General features: G+C 60.9%; 22 protein-coding genes. 18 read left to right on the top strand and 4 right to left on the bottom strand.

Translation table 11 applies throughout. The features are described from left to right. Positions 1–42 precede the first annotated feature (42 nt). The 10 genes from HX807_RS26100 (at position 43) to HX807_RS26055 (ending at position 8,904) form a co-directional block, all read left to right on the top strand. On the top strand, positions 43–1,044 hold the full coding sequence (locus HX807_RS26100) for a diguanylate cyclase (RefSeq protein WP_003219248.1): 1,002 nt from the start codon (positions 43–45) through the stop codon (positions 1,042–1,044). 247 nt (positions 1,045–1,291) lie between these two features. Further along, a protein-coding gene (gene prfB / locus HX807_RS26095; RefSeq protein WP_096236834.1) for a peptide chain release factor 2 occupies positions 1,292–2,387 on the top strand; the annotation gives its coding sequence in 2 pieces (ribosomal slippage) (positions 1,292–1,363 and positions 1,365–2,387; 1,095 coding nt in all). A gap of 78 nt (positions 2,388–2,465) precedes the next feature. Then, positions 2,466–3,968 (top strand): lysine--tRNA ligase, encoded by a 1,503-nt coding sequence (lysS, locus tag HX807_RS26090; protein WP_003219243.1) that lies wholly within the window; start codon positions 2,466–2,468, stop codon positions 3,966–3,968. 152 nt (positions 3,969–4,120) lie between these two features. After that, positions 4,121–4,837 (top strand): TetR/AcrR family transcriptional regulator, encoded by a 717-nt coding sequence (locus tag HX807_RS26085; protein ID WP_023659125.1) that lies wholly within the window; start codon positions 4,121–4,123, stop codon positions 4,835–4,837. Positions 4,838–4,853: 16 nt separating this feature from the next. Next, complete coding sequence (locus HX807_RS26080; protein WP_003219239.1) at positions 4,854–5,402, top strand: hypothetical protein; 549 nt, start codon at positions 4,854–4,856, stop codon at positions 5,400–5,402. Positions 5,403–5,423: 21 nt separating this feature from the next. Beyond that, complete coding sequence (locus tag HX807_RS26075) at positions 5,424–6,701, top strand: flavohemoglobin expression-modulating QEGLA motif protein (RefSeq protein WP_003219237.1); 1,278 nt, start codon at positions 5,424–5,426, stop codon at positions 6,699–6,701. A gap of 173 nt (positions 6,702–6,874) precedes the next feature. Then, the gene (locus tag HX807_RS26070) at positions 6,875–7,780 is read left to right on the top strand and encodes an alpha/beta hydrolase (RefSeq protein WP_032898691.1); all 906 of its coding nucleotides are present in this window, start codon (positions 6,875–6,877) and stop codon (positions 7,778–7,780) included. Continuing rightward, positions 7,777–8,103 (top strand): hypothetical protein, encoded by a 327-nt coding sequence (locus tag HX807_RS26065; RefSeq protein ID WP_003219233.1) that lies wholly within the window; start codon positions 7,777–7,779, stop codon positions 8,101–8,103. The genes HX807_RS26070 and HX807_RS26065 overlap by 4 nt, the downstream gene beginning before the upstream one ends. 112 nt (positions 8,104–8,215) lie before the next feature. Next, entirely contained in the window at positions 8,216–8,461 is a 246-nt protein-coding gene (locus HX807_RS26060) for a hypothetical protein (protein ID WP_008431105.1), read from the top strand. A 209-nt stretch (positions 8,462–8,670) separates the two neighbouring features. Then, on the top strand, positions 8,671–8,904 hold the full coding sequence (locus HX807_RS26055; protein ID WP_008431103.1) for a hypothetical protein: 234 nt from the start codon (positions 8,671–8,673) through the stop codon (positions 8,902–8,904). A 28-nt stretch (positions 8,905–8,932) separates the two neighbouring features. On the opposite strand, the gene HX807_RS26050 is transcribed toward HX807_RS26055, so the two are convergent. The 3 genes from HX807_RS26050 to HX807_RS26040 all read right to left on the bottom strand — a co-directional run bounded on the left by HX807_RS26050 (position 8,933) and on the right by HX807_RS26040 (position 10,831). Beyond that, entirely contained in the window at positions 8,933–9,718 is a 786-nt protein-coding gene (locus HX807_RS26050) for an OmpA family protein (protein WP_003219227.1), read from the bottom strand. Positions 9,719–9,773: 55 nt separating this feature from the next. Further along, positions 9,774–10,202: a DUF4398 domain-containing protein gene (locus HX807_RS26045; RefSeq protein WP_003219226.1), complete on the bottom strand. Its 429-nt coding sequence runs from the start codon at positions 10,200–10,202 to the stop codon at positions 9,774–9,776. A 284-nt stretch (positions 10,203–10,486) separates the two neighbouring features. After that, positions 10,487–10,831, bottom strand: a complete 345-nt coding sequence (locus tag HX807_RS26040) for a hypothetical protein (protein WP_003219222.1) — start codon at positions 10,829–10,831, stop codon at positions 10,487–10,489. Positions 10,832–11,018: 187 nt separating this feature from the next. Here HX807_RS26040 and ppc point away from each other — a divergent pair, with 187 nt between their 5' ends. From ppc to HX807_RS26005, 7 genes are all read left to right on the top strand, one after another. Continuing rightward, positions 11,019–13,664, top strand: a complete 2,646-nt coding sequence (gene ppc, locus HX807_RS26035) for a phosphoenolpyruvate carboxylase (RefSeq protein WP_177051545.1) — start codon at positions 11,019–11,021, stop codon at positions 13,662–13,664. A gap of 268 nt (positions 13,665–13,932) precedes the next feature. After that, positions 13,933–14,580 (top strand): adenylate kinase, encoded by a 648-nt coding sequence (gene adk, locus HX807_RS26030; protein ID WP_102368215.1) that lies wholly within the window; start codon positions 13,933–13,935, stop codon positions 14,578–14,580. 89 nt (positions 14,581–14,669) lie between these two features. Beyond that, positions 14,670–15,356, top strand: a complete 687-nt coding sequence (gene tsaB / locus HX807_RS26025; RefSeq protein ID WP_003219215.1) for a tRNA (adenosine(37)-N6)-threonylcarbamoyltransferase complex dimerization subunit type 1 TsaB — start codon at positions 14,670–14,672, stop codon at positions 15,354–15,356. Positions 15,357–15,516: 160 nt separating this feature from the next. After that, entirely contained in the window at positions 15,517–15,828 is a 312-nt protein-coding gene (locus HX807_RS26020; protein WP_003219213.1) for a hypothetical protein, read from the top strand. Beyond that, entirely contained in the window at positions 15,828–16,688 is an 861-nt protein-coding gene (locus HX807_RS26015; protein WP_003219211.1) for a DUF72 domain-containing protein, read from the top strand. The genes HX807_RS26020 and HX807_RS26015 overlap by 1 nt, the downstream gene beginning before the upstream one ends. A gap of 27 nt (positions 16,689–16,715) precedes the next feature. Further along, positions 16,716–17,543: an oxaloacetate decarboxylase gene (locus HX807_RS26010; protein ID WP_008431093.1), complete on the top strand. Its 828-nt coding sequence runs from the start codon at positions 16,716–16,718 to the stop codon at positions 17,541–17,543. 3 nt (positions 17,544–17,546) lie between these two features. Continuing rightward, on the top strand, positions 17,547–18,245 hold the full coding sequence (locus HX807_RS26005) for an extensin family protein (RefSeq protein ID WP_177051543.1): 699 nt from the start codon (positions 17,547–17,549) through the stop codon (positions 18,243–18,245). A gap of 3 nt (positions 18,246–18,248) precedes the next feature. Here HX807_RS26005 and HX807_RS26000 read toward each other — a convergent pair whose 3' ends face one another. Further along, a complete protein-coding gene (locus tag HX807_RS26000) occupies positions 18,249–18,869 on the bottom strand; it encodes an energy transducer TonB (protein ID WP_177051541.1) in 621 nt (206 codons plus the stop codon). Positions 18,870–18,965: 96 nt separating this feature from the next. On the opposite strand from HX807_RS26000, the gene HX807_RS25995 reads away from it, so the two are divergent. After that, complete coding sequence (locus tag HX807_RS25995) at positions 18,966–19,748, top strand: class I SAM-dependent methyltransferase (protein WP_003219204.1); 783 nt, start codon at positions 18,966–18,968, stop codon at positions 19,746–19,748. Positions 19,749–19,893: the final 145 nt, after the last annotated feature.

Here is a 19,893-nt window from a genome sequence, read left to right as displayed (position 1 = left end):
CACGCTGTCCTGGCCTGCAGGTAGTAATTCAGGTGACCGTAAATGAATGATTTGCAGCTCGACGACTTCAAGACCGACGAAAACGCCGCCATGGTGCTGCTCGTCGACGACCAGGCGATGATCGGCGAGGCCGTACGCCGGGGCCTGGCCCATGAAGACAATATCGACTTCCACTTTTGCGCCGATCCGCACCAGGCCATTGCCCAGGCGATCCGTATCAAGCCGACGGTGATCCTGCAGGACTTGGTGATGCCGGGTCTCGATGGCCTGACCCTGGTGCGCGAATACCGCAATCACCCGGCGACGCAGAACATCCCGATCATCGTGCTTTCCACCAAGGAAGACCCGCTGATCAAGAGCGCGGCGTTTGCTGCCGGGGCCAACGACTACCTGGTCAAGCTGCCGGATAACATCGAACTGGTGGCGCGCATCCGCTATCACTCGCGCTCCTACATGACCCTGTTGCAACGGGACGCGGCCTACCGGGCGCTGCGGGTCAGCCAACAGCAGTTGCTGGACACCAACCTGGTGCTGCAACGGCTGATGAACTCCGACGGCCTGACCGGGCTGTCCAATCGCCGGCATTTCGACGAATACCTGGAACTGGAATGGCGCCGCGCCATGCGTGACCAGACCCAACTGTCGCTGCTGATGATCGACGTGGACTTCTTCAAGACCTACAACGACAGTTTCGGCCACCTGGAAGGCGACGAGGCGTTGCGCAAGGTGGCGGCGACCATTCGTGATGCCAGCAGCCGTCCTTCGGATTTGCCGGCGCGTTATGGCGGTGAAGAGTTTGCCCTGGTGCTGCCCAATACCTCGCCGGGCGGTGCGCGGCTGGTGGCCGAGAAACTGCGCCAGGCGGTGGCGAGCCTGAAAATCCCGCACATTGCCCCGGCAGAAGGGGCGAGCCTGACCATCAGTATTGGCTTGGCGACCATGACCCCGGTGCAGGGCACCGATTGCCGGCAATTGATCTCGGCGGCGGACAAGGGCCTGTACCTGGCCAAGCACAATGGGCGCAATCAGGTGGGGATCGAGTAGGGAATACGGTCTGCGGGATGTCGCAGACCTAATGTGGGAGCGGGCTTGCTCGCGAATGCGGTGTGTCAGTCAATACATCTGGCGACTGAACCACCGCATTCGCGAGCAAGCCCGCTCCCACATTTGATCTTCATCGCTGTCTGGATGGTGCATATCCCCGCCTTTTCGGCCAAGCGGACTGCCGTTATCAGCCGTTTGTCGTTATACTCGTCGGCTTTCAAAAGTTCGCCAACGAGTGCTGCCCGCCATGGAAATCAACCCGATCCTTAACACCATCAAGGACCTGTCCGAGCGCTCCGAAACTATTCGGGGGTATCTTTGACTACGATCAAAAGCATGAGCGTCTGACCGAAGTCAATCGCGAGCTTGAAGATCCGGCTGTCTGGAACAAACCTGAATATGCCCAGGAACTGGGCCGCGAGCGCGCTGCGCTGGCGCAGATCGTCGACACCCTCGACGAATTGAACACCGGTCTGGGCGATTGCCGCGACCTGCTGGACATGGCCGTCGAAGAAAACGACGAAGGCGCAGTGGGCGATGTCGTCGCCGAGCTGGCCCGTCTCGAGGAAAACCTCGCCAAACTCGAATTCCGCCGCATGTTCAGCCATGAAATGGACCCGAACAACGCCTACCTGGACATCCAGGCCGGTTCTGGCGGCACCGAAGCCCAGGACTGGGCCAACATCCTGTTGCGCATGTACCTGCGCTGGGCCGACAAACGCGGTTTCGACGCGACCATCATGGAACTGTCGGCCGGTGAAGTCGCCGGCATCAAGGGCGCGACCGTGCACATCAAGGGCGAATACGCCTTTGGCTGGCTGCGGACCGAGATCGGCGTACACCGCCTGGTGCGCAAGAGCCCGTTCGACTCCGGCAACCGTCGCCACACGTCGTTCTCCGCCGTTTTCGTCTCGCCAGAGATCGACGACAAGGTGGAAATCGAGATCAACCCGGCAGACCTGCGGATCGACACCTACCGTTCCTCCGGTGCCGGTGGCCAGCACGTAAACACCACCGACTCGGCCGTACGTATTACCCACGTACCGACCAATACCGTGGTGAGCTGCCAGAACGAACGTTCCCAGCACGCGAACAAGGACACCGCCATGAAAATGCTGCGGGCCAAGTTGTACGAGCAGGAAATGCAGAAACGCAACGCCGCGTCCCAGGCGCTGGAAGACACCAAGTCGGATATCGGCTGGGGTCACCAGATCCGCTCGTATGTGCTCGACGCGTCGCGGATCAAGGATCTGCGTACCAACATCGAACGCAGCGACTGCGACAAGGTGCTCGACGGTGATATCGACGAATACCTGGAAGCCAGCCTGAAATCTGGCCTGTAACTCCTTTGTAGGAGCCGGCTTGCCGGCGATCCCCGGCCGCAGGCCGGGGACAACGAACCTGATGGAAAATTTAAAGACATGAGCGACCAACAACTCGACCCGCAAGCCCTGCAACAGGAAGAAAACTCCCTGATCGCCCTGCGCAAGGAAAAGCTTGCTGCCGAGCGCGCCAAGGGCAATGCCTTCCCGAACGACTTCCGCCGCGAAAACTACTGCGATGCCTTGCAGAAACAGTACGCGGACAAGACCAAGGAAGAGCTGGCAGAGGCTGCAATCCCGGTCAAGGTTGCCGGTCGCATCATGCTCAACCGTGGCTCGTTCATGGTGATCCAGGACATGACCGGTCGCATCCAGGTCTACGTCAACCGTAAAACCCTGTCCGAAGAAACCCTGGCCTCGGTAAAAACCTGGGACATGGGCGACATCATTGCCGCCGAAGGCACCCTGGCGCGTTCCGGCAAGGGTGACCTGTACGTTGAAATGACCAGCGTGCGCCTGCTGACCAAATCCCTGCGCCCGCTGCCGGACAAGCACCACGGCCTGACCGACACCGAGCAGCGCTATCGCCAGCGCTACGTTGACCTGATCGTCAACGAAGAAGTGCGCCAGACCTTCCGCGTGCGTTCGCAGGTTATTGCGCACATCCGCAGCTTCCTGATGAAGCGTGACTTCCTCGAAGTTGAAACACCGATGCTGCAAACCATCCCGGGTGGTGCCGCAGCCAAGCCGTTCGAAACCCACCACAACGCGCTGGACATGGAAATGTTCCTGCGTATTGCGCCTGAGCTGTACCTCAAGCGGCTTGTTGTTGGCGGCTTCGAAAAAGTGTTCGAGATCAACCGCAACTTCCGTAACGAAGGCGTTTCGACTCGTCACAACCCTGAATTCACCATGTTGGAGTTCTACCAGGCCTACGCCGACTACGAAGACAACATGGACCTGACCGAGGAACTGTTCCGCGAACTGGCGCAACTGGTCCTGGGCACCACCGACGTGCCGTACGGCGACAAGGTATTCCACTTCGGCGAGCCGTTCGTGCGCCTGTCGGTGTTCGATTCGATCCTCAAGTACAACCCTGAGCTGACCGCCGATGACCTGAACGACATCGACAAGGCCCGCGCCATCGCCAAGAAAGCCGGCGCCAAGGTGCTGGGCTTCGAAGGCCTGGGCAAATTGCAGGTGATGATTTTCGAAGAGCTGGTGGAGCACAAGCTGGAGCAGCCGCACTTCATTACCCAGTACCCGTTCGAAGTGTCGCCGCTGGCCCGTCGCAACGATGACAACCCGAACGTCACCGACCGTTTCGAGCTCTTCATCGGCGGCCGTGAAATCGCCAACGCCTACTCCGAGCTGAACGACGCCGAAGACCAGGCCGAGCGCTTCATGGCCCAGGTGGCTGACAAGGACGCTGGCGACGACGAGGCGATGCACTACGACGCCGACTTCGTACGCGCCCTGGAATACGGCATGCCGCCTACCGCCGGTGAAGGTATCGGCATCGACCGGTTGGTGATGTTGTTGACCAACTCGCCGTCGATCCGTGACGTGATCTTGTTCCCGCACATGCGGCCACAAGCGTAACCGTAGCGAAATCCGAAGCCGCCTTTTATAAGGCGGCTTTTTTATGTGGCGTTTATAAGCGTCAAGTAAACAGCGCCAGGTGATCGTTCCCACGCTCTGCGTGGGAACGCAGCCCGTGACGCTCCGCGTCACACTGTGGAGGAAGATCCGTCGTGAACCGCGTAATGGCTCAAAAGGGTGCCGCCGGCATTGCCGCTGCCGTGGCTGAAAGTGTTCAGTACCAGGGCCGCAAGGCCAGTCGCCGGGGCAGTGAGCAGCGCAGGCAGGACATTCTCGATGCAGCGATGCGCATCGTGGTACGCGAAGGCGTGCGTGCCGTGCGTCACCGTGCGGTGGCGGCGGAAGCCGGTGTGCCGTTGTCGGCCACCACCTATTACTTCAAGGATATCGACGACCTGCTCACCGACACCTTCGCCCAATATGTGGAGCGCAGCGCCGCGTTCATGGGCAAGTTGTGGGTGCGTAATGAAGGCCTGCTGCGCGAGATGGTGGCTTATGGCGACGGCAGCCCGCAGTCGCGCTCGCAACTGGCCGATGACATCGCGCGCCTGACCGCCGATTACGTGCAACGCCAATTGCTCAACCGCCGTGAGCACCTGATGGCCGAGCAGGCGTTTCGCCAGGAAGCGCTGCTGAACCCGCGCCTGGCCGAGCTGGTGCGCTCCCACCAGCAAATCCTGCTGCAGGGCACTTGCCAGTTTTTCCAGGTATTGGGTTCCCGCGAGCCGCAACAGGATGCCAAAGTGTTGACGGCGATTATCGGTCGGATGGAATATCAGGGCCTGCTGGGCGGCGCAGAGCCTCTGACCAGCGAAGAAATGCTTGAGATCCTCAAGCGTTACATGCATTTGGTGTTGGCTTCGGTCTGACACAGGGGATTGTCCAATGAAAGCCTGGCGCGTCGTCGTGATCGCCTTGTCGTTCCTGTTGCTCAGCGGTTGCCTGGTGACCTTCAAGGACCCGTTGCCCGCCAGCGAGGCGGCGCCTGATGGTCTGCTTGGCAAATGGGCCAGCAAAAACGCCTGGGGTGAGCCGCTCAACCTGCAAATCAGCCGCGTCGGTAAGCACCGCTACAAAGCCGTGAGCTACCCTAAGGCCAAGCCGGGCCAGCGGGATGAATACCTGTTCACGGTTTCCCGGCATGGCAGCCGCTGGTATCTGTCGGCGCCATTGCCGGCCAGGTTCGGCGGGCATTACATCCTCGCCGGGTTCGAATTGAATGATGAGCACGAGCTGGTGGTCTACAACCTCGACCTGGATCAGGTCCACCAGGCGGTCGGCCAGAAGGTCCTGAGTGGCAGCACCGTCGAAACCGTCGAGGGTGCCGGTGTGTTGATCGACAGTTCCATGGCCCGGGTATTTGCGTACCTGGATGATCCGGCCAATGCCGATGTGTTCGTCGAAGCCGTACGCTACCAGCGTGCAGGCAAATAACGTTTAAAGAGGAAGTACCGGGTGGACGATTACCAGCAGACGATACGCGCCTTGTCCGATCGCATTGTGCTGGCGCAAACACCGATTCGCGTCCTCGACGCCGTGAAGTGGGACGAGAATATTCGCCAGGGATTCCTCAAGGCCAAGGGCAAGGAAATGCCGGCGGTGGACCGCGACTACTACCTGACCCGGCCGCTGTCGTTCGATTCCAGCGCGGTGAAGCTGGAGTTCCAGAACATCGAGCGTGACATCACCCGCCAGCTTGGCCAGTTCAACCCGGTCGGGCAGATCATGCGGCGCATGTGCAAGGAATACCGCATGGTGGTGCGCATGCTCGAAGCGCGGGGCACCGAGGATTTCGGCCTGATCTCCCAGGAGCTGTACGGCGCCGCTTCCGATGCGTTCCATGCCGGTGACCCGACCCTGGCCGACCTCGGCCTGATGATGTCGGACTACCTGAACAATATCGATGGCCGTGGCGACCTCAAGGACGAAGCCAAGACCCTGACCGCCAAGGATGCCGTCAACCTGCTGCAGAGCCGCCTGAACAAGGTATTCGGCGAGGCCGAGGAAACCATCCGGGTGTTTGAGTCCGACGGTATCGTGGCGGATGCGGCGGCAGGTGCCGACTACATCAAGATCCGCGCCGACGCGATGTTCAACGACCGCGACGTGCGCGCCCTGGAGGTCCATGAAGGCCTGGTGCACGTGGGCACCACCCTCAATGGGCAAAACCAGCCGATCTGCACCTTCCTGTCCAAGGGCCCGCCCTCGTCGACCGTGACCCAGGAAGGCCTGGCGATCCTGATGGAAATCATCACCTTCGCCTCCTACCCCAGCCGCCTGCGCAAGCTGACCAACCGCACTCGCGCCATTCATATGGTGGAGCAGGGAGCCGACTTCCTGCAGGTGTTCGAATTCTTCCGCGAGCAGGGCTTTGAGATGGCGGAAAGCTACGGCAACGCCAGCCGGGTTTTCCGTGGGTCGACGCCTACGGGTCTGCCGTTTACCAAGGATTTGTCCTACCTCAAGGGCTTTATCATGGTTTACAACTACATTCAGTTGGCCGTGCGCAAAGGCAAGCTGGAGCAAGTGCCGTTGTTGTTCTGCGGCAAGACCACCCTGGAAGACATGCGTACCCTGCGCCAACTGGTGGACGAAGGTCTGGTGGTGCCACCCAAATACCTGCCGGATCAGTTCCGCGACATGAATGCGTTGGCGGCGTGGATGTGTTTCTCCAACTTCCTCAACCATTTGAGCCTGGACCGGATCGAGGCGGATTACTCCAATATCCTTTAACGATATCTCTGAAGGAACTCAGTCAAAATGTGGGAGCGGGCTTGCTCGCGAATGCGGTGTATCAGCAACAGATGTGGTTACTGAATCACCGCATTCGCGAGCAAGCCCGCTCCCACCTTTGATCTCCATAGGTCTTCAGGATCGTTCCCAACCCATTCACGAGGCTTCAACGGATGAGAATCCTCGGCATTCTTTGCCTGCTACTGACCCTTAACGGCTGCAGCTCCTTATTGTTCTATCCGGAGCGCGGCATGCCGTTCACCCCGGAAAAGGCTCGCCTGCAATACCGTGACGTCACATTGACCACCGCCGATGGCCTGAAGCTCCACGCCTGGTGGCTGCCGGCCAAGGCCGGCGTGCCGCTCAAGGGCACGGTGCTGCACCTGCACGGCAATGGCGGCAATCTCGCCTGGCACCTCGGCGGCAGCTGGTGGCTGCCTGAGCAGGGCTATCAAGTGCTGTTGGTGGACTATCGCGGCTACGGGTTGTCCGAAGGAGAACCTTCGCTGCCGGCGGTTTACCAGGACATCGACGCCGCTTTCAAGTGGATCGACAACGCCCCCGAAACCCAGGGCCAGCCACTGATCGTGCTCGGCCAAAGCCTGGGCGGCGCGCTAGTGGTGCACTACCTGGCGGAACATCCCGAACGTCAGCCGCAGCTCAAGGCGCTGGTACTGGACGGTGTGCCGGCCAGTTATCGTGACGTAGGACAATTCGCCCTCAGCACCTCCTGGCTAACATGGCCGTTCCAGGTGCCGTTGTCGTGGCTGGTGCCGGACGGCGACAGTGCGATCAACGCCATGCCCCGGCTGACCGGCGTGCCGAAATTGTTGTTCCATAGCCTGGATGACCCGATCGTGCCGCTCTCCAACGGCATTCGTCTGTATCAGGCTGCGCCGCCACCGCGGGTGCTGCAACTGACCCGGGGTGGCCACGTGCAAACCTTTGCCGACAAGACCTGGCAAACCGTGATGCTGCGCTACCTGGACGACCCCCAGCATTTCAACGGGCTGCGCCGCCTGGGGGAAATCCCCAATTACCCGGCGGCCCCGAACTCCAACGCAGAGAACCCGCAATGAGCGAAGAACGCAACATGATCCCCCTGATCCTCACCGGCATCGGCACCATCATCGGTACCGTTGGCTGCCTTTGGTACTACGGCTATTTGCACTTCGCCAAGCCCGAGGATGCGTTGCTGCTCAGCGACTTCACCATGCTCAAGACCGTGCCGGGCGAGGATTACAAAATCTCCCTGACCCCGGCCGCCCAGGTGGCGCAATGCGTTGATGGCGTACTGGTGCTGTTTGATACCGAACAGAAAGGGCTGACCGGCGTACTGGTCAACAGCAAGAAGCAGGCAGTGCGTTGCATGGGGCAGGAAACGCCGCAATTGGAGCAGTAGCGCGAGTCAAGTGGGAAAGGTCTGGAACCATTTTAAGTGGATTGCCACAGATTCCGTACTGGCCAGCAGCGCTGGATCGGTTATCTCGGATACTTAATTTGGAGTCACTTGAATGGACATTCCTCGCGTAAACAACTCGTCTTCCCCATTCACTGCCGGTGCGGGGGGAGGTGATTCGCGACTTCAGCAATTGGAACAAGATATTCAGAAGTTGAAGAACCAGATCGCCCAAGGAGGCGGTGGTGCACAGGGCGCGCAGGGCGAAGAAAGCCTTGAGGAAAGGCTCAAGAGGCTCGAGGCGGAGCTGGCCCAACTCAAAGGGCAGGAGCAGGATAACTCGGCGCAAGTAAGCTACTGACCCGATGCTCTTGAAGCGCACTGGGACCTCTTGATTCCTGGCCTGCAAATAAAAGAATCCCGCCATTTGGCGGGATTTTTCATGCGGCCTCAAACGATCATTCAGCGACGGAGCGAGCGGCGTGGTGTGCGGGCTGGGCCCTCCGGTGCAGTCGTAGTTGATGATGGAAATATCTGGAACCGTATTGCGTAACGCACCACAGAAGCGATGTGATTTACACGAGTCGGGGCGAGAAGGTGGCGATAGATATTGCTGCAATAAGCAACATGGTGAACATGCTCAGGGGGCACGAGAAGCTGGAAATGCTCGACGCCGAGGATCATAAGCTCAAGCACTTGCTCGACAAGCTGTCGGAACATGGCTACGGCGGGAAGATAGAGCTACCAGCCGAGGATCCCAACCGACCTGTGCGGTTCGACGACCCGAAAAAAAACCCACAGTAACGTGGGTTTTTTTTCCAGCATCAATCGATCAGTTGGCCATCGAAGAACGTGGCTTGACCGGCTGGTTGTCGTTGGAGATGGTCACTTCAACGCGGCGGTTCATGGCGCGGCCCGAAACGCTGCCGTTATCGGCAACCGGGTATTCCTTGCCATAGCCCTGGGTCACGATGCGCGAGATATCCACACCCTGGTTGGCCAGTGCGCGCTGTACGGAAGCGGCGCGGCGCTCGGACAGGCTCTGGTTGTACGAGTCGGAACCGGTGCTGTCGGTGTAGCCTTCGACAATCACTTTACGGTCCGGGTTATCGCGCAGGAACTGCGCCAGCTTGGTGATATTCACCAGGCCGCTGGACTTGAGGTCTGACTTGTTGGTGGCGAACAGCACGTCACCAAAGGTCACCAGTGTGCCGCGATCAGTCTGCTTGGCGTTCAAGCTGTCTTGCAGTTGCTTGATCTGCGCGTCACGGGCCTGCAGCAGGGCGCGGGCACGTTCGTCACCGGCGTTTTTCAGCTTGGCTTCGGACTCACGCAGGACGATGGTGTCCTTGGCCACTTCAACGCGCTGGTTGGTCAGGTAGGCCAGTTGGTCGACCTTCTTCTGGTCTTCCTTGTCGCGGTAGGCCTTGTCAGCCTTGTCCAGCCAGTCGCTGGCGTCTTTGGTTTCCAGCGCCGCTACTTTGGTGGCTTGCGGGTTGGCTTGCAGGGCCGAGAAGTTGGTCCGAGCATTTTCCAGGTTCTGGTTCGGCGGGGTGGAGCAAGCCGCCAGAGCAACGCTCATCGCCAGCAGGGCAGGGATCATCAATTGTTTACGCATAGTCGTGTCGTCCTTTCAATTCGGTTTCGGGTGCAATGCAATCAGGGGCGGCGGCTTATTGTTGCGGCTGGATCACAGCCGGGCGCATGCCTTCCTGACGCAGCTCCTGAACAGCTTTCTGGGAATCCTTCACAGCCTGTTCGGCCTTGGCAGCCTGGGCTTTACGCTCTGCTACGCGAGCGTCCCACTCGGACTGTTCGGCCAGGCGACGGGCTTCGTCGTAGTTCTTGTCGTGCATGGCGATTTCAGCTTGCTTCAGTTTGTCCTGGGCAGACTTCATCTCCACGGCTGCGAACTCGGTACCGCCGGCGCTGACAGCGCTGTTCACCGCAGATTGGGTAACAGCGTATTGCTCGGTCGGCGGGTTGCCGGCGCAGCCAGCCAGTACGAAGCTGGTGCCGATTGCCAGCGCGGCCAATTTAAGCCCGCGCAGGTGGTTAAACGAGGTTTTGGCAGTGCTGGTCTTCATCGTCTTCAACTCCATTAGGTAACTCCTGAAAAACATCAAATCCATCTCCGGCTTGCAGTGTCTGCGGGGCCCGGCGGTTAGCTCAGGACGCCTATTCAAACGGCTGTTCCAAGTGATGGCTTACTGGCTGTGACCGGAGGCTTTTTTGAATAGTTCAGCGAAGATGGCGATTTGCCTAAAAAAATATTTGACTGAGCGGTCAGCGTTTAAAAGTTGGAACTTTTGCATGGCGCAGCGGTATCCAGGGCCTGTGGGAGGCCCTGGATACGGGAGGTTAAGGGTTTTGAGGCGCAGGTTTACTAGTGTTTCTGCTTGTCGGACTGAGCTGACAAATCGTGCAGGTAACGCCGTGACAGGCTGAGAAAACGTGGGGTTGGGCCGACATCCTCATACAGCGGATCGCCTTCCTCATCGGTCGCAATCACCTGCTTGCCCTTGATGTAGGGAAAGCTCGCTTCCAGCTCTTCGAGGGCTGCGCCAATCAACTCGCCGAGCAGTTCTTCGGTATGGCGTTTGGGGTACATCTCGGAGATCGCCGCCAGCCTGGCGGCGGCTTCCACGTCCAGATGGATGGCGTATTCGGTTTTGGTCAGGCGACCCTTGGCGTTTTCTTCCCAATGCTGGGCCAGTTCTCGGATTTTCATGGCAACCTCAATGGAGCCCACGGTACGCGGGCGATGATGAGTGACCAGCCGGCCAGCGCGGATAACGCTGCGGCTTACTGTTGAGACTAGCTGCAACTCACAAGGTTTAAAGTTCCTTGTAAGACGTCGCCGTGGGCGGCACTCTTGAAGATCAAAGCGTCCCGGATTTTCTGCTGGAGATTGGCTGATGAGCGATATCGATGCACGTTTGCGTGAGGATGTTCACCTGCTGGGTGAACTGTTGGGCAACACGATTCGAGAACAGTACGGCGATGAATTCCTCGACAAGATCGAGCAGATCCGTAAAGGCGCCAAGGCCGACCGCCGTGGCGCAGCCTCGGAGCAGGTGGCCGGCGAAGAGCTGAGCGCCAGCCTCAATCAACTCAAGGAAGACGAACTGCTGCCGGTGGCGCGGGCCTTCAACCAGTTTCTCAACCTGGCCAATATCGCCGAACAGTATCAGTTGATCCACCGCCGTGATGAATCAACCCCGGCGCCGTTCGAGTCGCGGGTGCTGCCGGAACTGCTGGCGCGCCTGCAGAGTGAAGGCCACAGCAGCGAATCCCTGGCGCGCCAGTTGGGTCGGTTGGAAATCGAACTGGTGCTCACCGCTCACCCCACCGAAGTCGCCCGCCGCACCCTGATCCAGAAATACGACGCCATCGCCGCACAACTGGCCCTGCAGGATCACCGCGACCTCACCACCGCCGAGCGCGAGCAGATCCGCAATCGCCTGCAACGCCTGATCGCCGAAGCCTGGCACACCGAAGAAATTCGCCGCACCCGGCCCACGCCGGTAGACGAAGCCAAGTGGGGCTTTGCGGTGATCGAGCATTCGTTGTGGCACGCCATCCCGAATTATTTGCGCAAGGCCGATCACGCTTTGCATGCCGCGACCGGCCTGCGCCTGCCTCTGGAGGCCGCGCCGATTCGCTTCGCTTCCTGGATGGGCGGCGACCGCGACGGCAACCCCAACGTCACCGCCCCGGTCACCCGCGAAGTGCTGTTGCTGGCGCGCTGGATGGCCGCTGACCTGTACTTGCGCGACATCGACCACCTCGCCTCCGAACTGTCGATGCAACAGGCCAGCCCGGCATTGCAGGCCAAGGTGGGTGACAGCGTCGAACCTTACCGGGCGTTGCTCAAGCAATTGCGTGAGCGGCTGCGCGCCACACGCCAATGGGCCCACACCTCGTTGACCAGCAGCACGCCGGCGCCCGCCGATGTGCTGCAAAACAACCGCGAGCTGCTCGAGCCGCTGGAGCTGTGCTACGAGTCGCTGCACACCTGCGGCATGGGTGTGATTGCCGACGGCCCGCTGCTGGACTGCCTGCGTCGGGCGGTCACGTTCGGGCTGTTCCTGGTGCGCCTCGACGTACGCCAGGACTCCACCCGCCACTGCGCGGCCATGACCGAAATCACCGACTACCTGGGCCTTGGCCGGTACGAGGATTGGGACGAAGAGGCGCGCATCAGCTTCCTGATGAAGGAACTGGCCAACCGTCGACCCTTGTTGCCGGGCTACTTCAAGCCTTCGGCAGACACCGCCGAAGTGCTGAACACCTGTAAGGAAATCGCTGCCGCACCGGCTGCGTCCCTGGGTTCCTACGTCATCTCCATGGCCGGCGCCGCGTCGGACGTGTTGGCCGTGCAACTGCTGCTCAAGGAGTCCGGCGTACAACGGCCGATGCGTGTGGTGCCGTTGTTCGAGACTCTGGCTGACCTGGACAACGCAGGCCCGGTGATCGAGAAACTGCTGCTGTTGCCGGGTTATCGCGCCCGTCTGCAAGGCCCGCAGGAAGTGATGATCGGCTACTCGGATTCGGCCAAGGACGCGGGCACTACCGCCGCCGCCTGGGCGCAATACCGGGCCCAGGAACGGCTGGTGGAAATCTGCCGCGAACAACAAGTCGAACTGCTGCTGTTCCACGGTCGTGGCGGCACTGTAGGCCGCGGCGGCGGCCCGGCTCACGCGGCGATTCTGTCGCAGCCTCCGGGGTCGGTGGCGGGGCGTTTCCGCACCACTGAGCAAGGCGAGATGATCCGCTTCAAGTTCGGCCTGCCGGACATCGCCGAGCAGAACCTCAACCTGTATCTGGCGGCGGTGCTGGAGGCAACCTTGCTGCCACCGCCACCACCGGAACCGGCGTGGCGCCACCTGATGGACGAATTGGCCGCCGACGGTGTCAGCGCTTACCGCGCCGTGGTGCGGGAAAATCCGCAGTTCGTCGAGTATTTCCGCCAGTCCACGCCGGAGCAGGAGTTGGGTCGCTTGCCCCTGGGCAGTCGTCCGGCCAAGCGCCGGGCTGGTGGCATTGAAAGCCTGCGGGCGATCCCGTGGATCTTCGGCTGGACCCAGACCCGCCTGATGCTGCCCGCCTGGCTCGGCTGGGAAGCGGCGTTGAACAATGCCCTGGAGCGGGGCGAAGGCGAGTTGCTGGGGCAGATGCGCGAGCAGTGGCCGTTCTTCCGTACGCGCATCGATATGCTGGAAATGGTGCTGGCCAAGGCCGACGCCGACATCGCCCGGCTGTATGACGAGCGATTGGTGCAGCCCGATCTGCTGCCATTGGGCGCGCACTTACGCGACCTATTGTCGCAGGCGTGCAGTGTGGTGCTTGGCCTGACTGGCCAGTCTCAGCTGCTGGCCCACAGCCCCGATACGCTTGAGTTCATCCGCCTGCGCAACACCTACCTGGACCCGTTGCACCTGCTGCAGGCCGAATTGCTGGCCCGATCGCGGCAACAGGAAGCGGCACAAGACAGCCCTCTGGAACAGGCGCTGCTGGTGTCTGTGGCCGGTATTGCCGCTGGTTTGCGCAACACCGGCTGACATTTATGGCGTGTTCTCAATAGCTTGCAGATACCCCGCGCCGGTCGCCGTAAAATTGGCGACCGGCGTTTTGCTGTCAGGGTTGTACCTGCTTGTAAAGCCAGCGGGGCGCGGGTTTCTCCTACTTTCGGCGGCTTGTGTGGTTTGGGCCTGCTGTGTATCTTGATCAGCCTTTGGCCGTTTGTGCGGCCTGGACCCAAAATTTCCGAGATTGGCCCCACGCGGCGAATCCGAGCGTCATCTCTATAAAAAATTGAGGAGCACATCGATGCGCGTCATTCTGCTGGGAGCTCCCGGGGCCGGTAAAGGTACTCAGGCAAAGTTCATCACTGAAAAATTCGGCATTCCACAAATCTCCACCGGCGACATGCTGCGTGCGGCCGTCAAGGCCGGCACCGAGCTGGGCCTGATCGCCAAGAGCGTGATGGACAGCGGCGGCCTGGTCTCCGATGACCTGATCATCAACCTGGTCAAGGAACGCATCAGCCAGGAAGACTGCAAGAACGGTTTCCTGTTCGACGGCTTCCCGCGCACCATTCCCCAGGCTGAAGCCCTGGTGAAGGCCGGCGTCGAGCTGGACAACGTGGTGGAAATCGCCGTTGAAGACGAAGAGATCGTGCAGCGTATTGCCGGTCGTCGTGTTCACGAGGCCTCGGGCCGCGTCTACCACATCGTCTACAACCCGCCGAAAGTCGCGGGCAAGGACGATGTTACCGGCGAAGACCTGGTACAGCGTAAGGACGACACCGAAGAGACCGTGCGTCATCGCCTGTCGGTCTACCATTCCCAGACCAAGCCGCTGGTGGACTTCTACCAGAAACTCTCGGCCGCCCAGGGCAAGCCGAAGTACAGCCACATCGAAGGTGTGGGTTCGGTTGAAGCCATCACTGGCAAAGTACTGGAAGCGCTGATCTGATCGTTCATCCGCTTGATTGACAACGGCCCGCTTGCGGGCCGTTGTTGTTTATACTGACGCACTTTTTTTCAACGTGGATGCATACACCGATGAGCACCTTGCTGGCCCTGGACACCGCGACTGAAGCTTGCTCCGTTGCCCTGCTGCACGATGGCAAGGTTACGAGCCACTACGAGGTGATCCCGCGCCTGCACGCGCAGAAGCTGTTGCCGATGATCAAGCAATTGCTGCTGGACGCGGGCACCACCTTGTCGGCGGTGGACGCCATCGCATTCGGGCGTGGCCCGGGCGCGTTCACCGGCGTGCGCATCGCTATCGGTGTGGTCCAGGGCCTGGCGTTTGCGCTGGAGCGTCCGGTATTGCCGGTGTCCAACCTGGCGGTGCTGGCGCAGCGGGCATTTCGCGAACACGGCGCCAACCAGGTCGCGGCGGCCATCGATGCGCGCATGGATGAAGTGTATTGGGGCTGCTACCGCGAAACCGCTGGCGAGATGCGCCTGGTGGGGGCTGAAGCTGTGCTGTCGCCTGAAACGGCGGCCTTGCCGGCTGATGCCAGCGGCGACTGGTTCGGTGCCGGCACCGGCTGGGGCTACGGCGAGCGCATTGGCGTGACGCTTGCCGGCCAGGATGCCGGGATGCTGCCCCACGCCGAAGACCTGCTGGCCCTGGCACGCTTTGCCTGGGAGCGAGGCGAGGCGATTCCGGCGGACCAGGCGGCGCCCGTGTACCTGCGGGATAAAGTGGCGCAGACCAAGGCTGAACGCGGGATTATTTGACGTCAAAAGTGCGGGCAATTTCAGACAAAAATAGCCAATCGTCAGAATTTGCCCGCGCTTTTAAACCTTTTACCAATTATGTGTTCTAGTTATCACCAGAGCATTTGCGCGCCATGGAAAGCGCCACTAAAATGCCATCACCGATACCGAGTTCGCATGTATGCGCATAGACGGCTTTTCATCACAGTCCTACCCCCTCAAGCGCAAGCCTCGCAAGGCGAACGTGACGGTAGACGACTCCGTCGAAGACTCGCCCGATTTTGTTGAAATCCAGTCCGACAACACTGCTGTTTCAACCCGTTCCCAGGGTTCCGGCGGTGCACGCACCAGCGGCGTTCCTGCCCGCCAGCAAGACATGATCTTCCCGCGCTCCATGAGCAAAAACGTCGCCAATGCCCTGGCCAGCTACCTGACCACTGCCGGCTTTGTCGAATGGGATATGGAAGTGCTGGGCCTCGATATCCATATCTGATGCTGTTGCCTTACTACCTCGGTTGTCCGTCCTGGAGTGAAAACGCCTGGCGCGAATACCTGTATCCCGCCGACGCCCGCTCCAGCGATTACCTTGCCCTGTATTCCCAGGTCTTCAACGCCGTCGAGGGCAACACCACGTTCTACGCCCGTCCTTCCGTCGCTACCGTGCAGCGCTGGGCTGAAATCATGCCCGAGCATTTTCGCTTCACGGCCAAGTTTCCGGGGGATATCAGCCACAGCGGCAACCTGATCGAGCAGTTGCCGGCGGCGGAAAGTTTCCTGGGGTTGATGAGCCCGTTGGGCGAGCGTATTTCGCCGTTGTGGCTGCAGCTGCCGGCCAGTTTTACCCCGCAGCGCCTGGGTGAGTTGGCCGGGTTTATCGACGGGCTGGAGCGACCGTTGGCGGTGGAGGTGCGTCACTCGGAATTCTTCGCCAAGGGCGACGCCGAGCGCAGTCTCAACCGCTTGCTGCGCGACCGCGGAGTCGAGCGCATCTGCCTGGACCCGCGTGCGTTGTTCAGTTGCACCTCCACCTCGGCAGCCGTGCTGCATGCCCAATCGAAAAAGCCCAAGGTGCCGCCTCGCCCGGCGGCGCTGACGCAGTTTCCGCAAGTGCGCTTTATCGGCCATCCGGAGTTGGAAGCCAATGATCCGTTCCTGGTGCCCTGGATTGAAAAGGTCGCCGGCTGGATCGAAGAGGGGCGTACGCCCTACGTGTTTCTTCACACTTCCGACAACCGCCTGGCCGCCCAACTGGCCTTGCGCTTTCATGAGAAATTGATGCTGCGCTTGCCCGGCTTGCCGGCATTGCCCACCCTGCATCGAGAACCCGCAGCGGAGCAACTGGGGTTACTCTAAGGCTCCTTTTCCCGACAGGAGTCAGTCATGGATGCCCAAACCCTTCGCGCCGAAACCTTCAAGGCCCTGCATGAGCGTGACCGCGCGTTCGTGATGCCCAATCCATGGGATGCCGGCTCCGCAAAAATGCTCGCCAGCCTGGGGTTTGAAGCCCTGGCCACCACCAGCGCCGGCTTTGCCTTCAGCCTCGGCCGCCCGGATGCCGAAGGTGCGTTGTCCCTGGAAGACACCTTGGGCAATGCCGGGGCGATCGTCCAGGCGACCTCGCTGCCCGTCGCCGCCGACCTGGAAAACTGCTTCAGTGACACCCCTGAAGGCTGCGCCGAGACTATCCTGCGGGCGGCAGCGACTGGGATTGTCGGTGGCTCCATCGAAGACGCCACCGGAATTGCCGTCGACCCGATCTATCCCTTTGACCTTTCCGTGGAGCGCGTCGAAGCCGCAGTCGCCGCTGCCCGCAGTTTGCCATTCCCCTTCACGCTGACCGCCCGCGCGGAAAACCTCCTGCATGGCCGGCTGGATTTGCCCGACACCATTCGCCGCCTGCAGGCCTACGCCGAAGCTGGCGCCGACGTGCTCTATGCACCGGCCCTGCGCAGTGCCGAGGAAGTATTGGCGGTGGTGAAGGCGGTTGCACCCAAGCCCGTGAATATCTTGATGTCAGGCGCCCTGAAACTCAGCGTGGCGCAGTTGAGCGAGATGGGCGTCAAGCGCATCAGCGTCGGCTCGGCCATGGCCCTGGCGGCTTATGGCGAGTTCTTCAGGGCGGCCCAGGAGGTTCATGAGTTGGGCACGTTTACCTTCACTGAGCGCTCGATGCCGTTCAACCAGGCCAATCAACTGTTCAAGGGCTGAGGCGTGCGTTTCTTCAAGGTGCTGGGCGTGCTGCTGGTGTTGGCAGGTGGTGTGTTGGTTAGCGTGTGGCGGGGCTGGGTGCCGCTGCCCGATGAGTGGAACCCGTGGGCGCCGCTGGACGTGCGGGCAAGCCCGAACCTGCTGACCCGATTCAAGCTTGGGCGTTTGCAGGATGATCCTGCCCTATGTGACCAAGTGCTGAAGACCTCCGGGCTGCGGGTCGCCCATCAGGCGGACAGCCCTGCCGACGCGGATTGCCCGCTGCGCAATACATTGCGGGTCCAAGGCGCTGATGTCGGCTTGAGCAGCAGCTTTCTCGCCAGTTGCCCGCTGGCCGTGGCGTTCGCCCTGTTCGAGCGCCATAGCCTGCAACCAGCGGCCCAGGCGGTGTTTGGCCAGACAGTGACGCAGGTCGATCACCTTGGCAGCTTTGCCTGTCGCAATATCTACAACCGCGCCAACGGGCGACTCAGCCAGCATGCGTCGGCCAATGCGTTGGATATCGCCGGGTTTCGCCTGGCGGACGGGCGCACCATCAGTGTGCTCAAGGATTGGCCGGGTGACGGCGAGCGTGCGCGCTTCCTGCGGCAAGTGCGCGACGGCGCCTGCAAGGATTTCAATGTGGTGTTGAGCCCGGATTACAACGCCGCCCACCGTAATCACTTTCATCTGGACATGGGTCGGTGGTGGGTGTGTCGCTGAGGGTCAGGCGGCCAGGCGCAGGTTGTGCAGGATCAGCGGACGCGCCCAGCGGCTGTCGAAATCCAGGGCTTTCTGTTGCTCAACCAGCTCTTCTGCCGGGAACGGTGGCGGTGGTGGTGGCAGCAGGTCCAGTTCGAATTCGGCGATCGGCAAATGCAGCGGGCGTGGTTGCGGCGCGGGACCCGGTTCGGGCAGCGGTTGGCCGGCGGTCAGCACGATGGGGCGCACCCAACCGCTTTCGAAGTTCTGCTGCTTTTGCTGGGCGACCACTTCTTCCGCCGGGTACGGTGGCGGGGCCGGTGGCAGCAGTTCCAGTTCGAATTCGGCGATAGGCAGGAACAGCGGCTCGGGCGGGGCGATCTCGGTGTCTGTCACATCACAGGCGCGCTGGGTGACGATCTGCGACAGCAGGTCACTGCCTTCGCTGGGTTCTACCGCCGGGTCCACAGGTTTCGCCACCGACTTGGCGAGCGCGCCCGGCGTGTCGCCGAGCTGTTCGGCCAACGCCTGGGCGAAGAAGTCCTGCCACACATGACTGACGCCGGCCAGCGCTTGGGTATTGCGCAGGCCGAAGTGGTTGTGGGTCGGCAGTACACCGGTGAATAGCGAAGGAATGTCTGACATTTCTCTCGATCGTCGCTCAGCTCTGGCAAAATGCCGGATCCTTTTTTTTATCGGCCGCTTTTTGCCGATCCTTAATATTTTTGAGCGTAGTCACCGATGAGCGAACAACCAGCGGCCAGCCGCATTCGGGTCGAGGCCTTGGCCGAAGGTTTTCAGGCACGTGCGCAGCACTGGGCCGAGCAGCTGGGGTTGCCTTTGCAACTGGATGAGGCGGACTTTGCCTTGCAGGTGGGGGAGCAGGGGCTGCAGTTGCAACAGCTGGGGCCTGAGGCGCCGGGGCCGGTGCGGGTGGATTTTGTGGAGGGTGGGGCGGCGCACCGGCGTCTGTATGGCGGCGGCAGCGGGCAAATGATTGCCAAGGCGGTGGGTGTGGCGCAGGGCGTGCGGCCCAGGGTGCTGGATGCTACCGCCGGGTTGGGAAAGGATGCATTTGTGTTGGCCAGCCTGGGTTGCGAGATGAGCCTGATTGAACGCCAGCCGTTGATTGGGGCGTTGCTGGAAGATGGCTTGGCGCGAGGTGCAGAGGATTTTGAGGTGGCGCCGATTGTGGCGCGGATGAGGTTGCTCAAGGGCAACTCCATTGAGGTGATGCGCGATTGGGAGGGGGAGCCGCCTCAGGTGATTTATCTGGATCCGATGTTTCCGCATCGGGAGAAGACGGCGTTGGTGAAGAAGGAGATGAGGTTGTTTCGGCCGCTGGTGGGGGATGATCCGGATGCGCCGGCGTTGTTGGCGGCGGCGTTGGCTTTGGCCAGTCATCGGGTGGTGGTCAAGCGGCCGCGTAAGGCGCCTTGTATTGAGGGGGTTAAGCCGAGTCATGCGTTGGATGGGAAGTCCAGTCGGTATGACATTTATCCGAAGAAGGCGCTGAAGTCCTGAGGGTTGAGTACATATCCGTTATTTAGGTAACGGCCGCTTATGGTTTCGCTCTTACAGCGACTCACTTTGGAAAAGCCCCAAAGTAAGCAAAGGGCTCTGCCCCGCCTGTCGGCGCCTCGCTGTGGCTCGGCGTTCCCTCACTCCG

Source organism: Pseudomonas sp. D8002 (assembly GCF_013385695.1).
Classification (GTDB): Bacteria; Pseudomonadota; Gammaproteobacteria; order Pseudomonadales; family Pseudomonadaceae; genus Aquipseudomonas.
The sequence above is the reverse complement of the archived record's forward strand: the minus strand, read 5'-3'. Positions and strand labels throughout refer to the sequence as shown.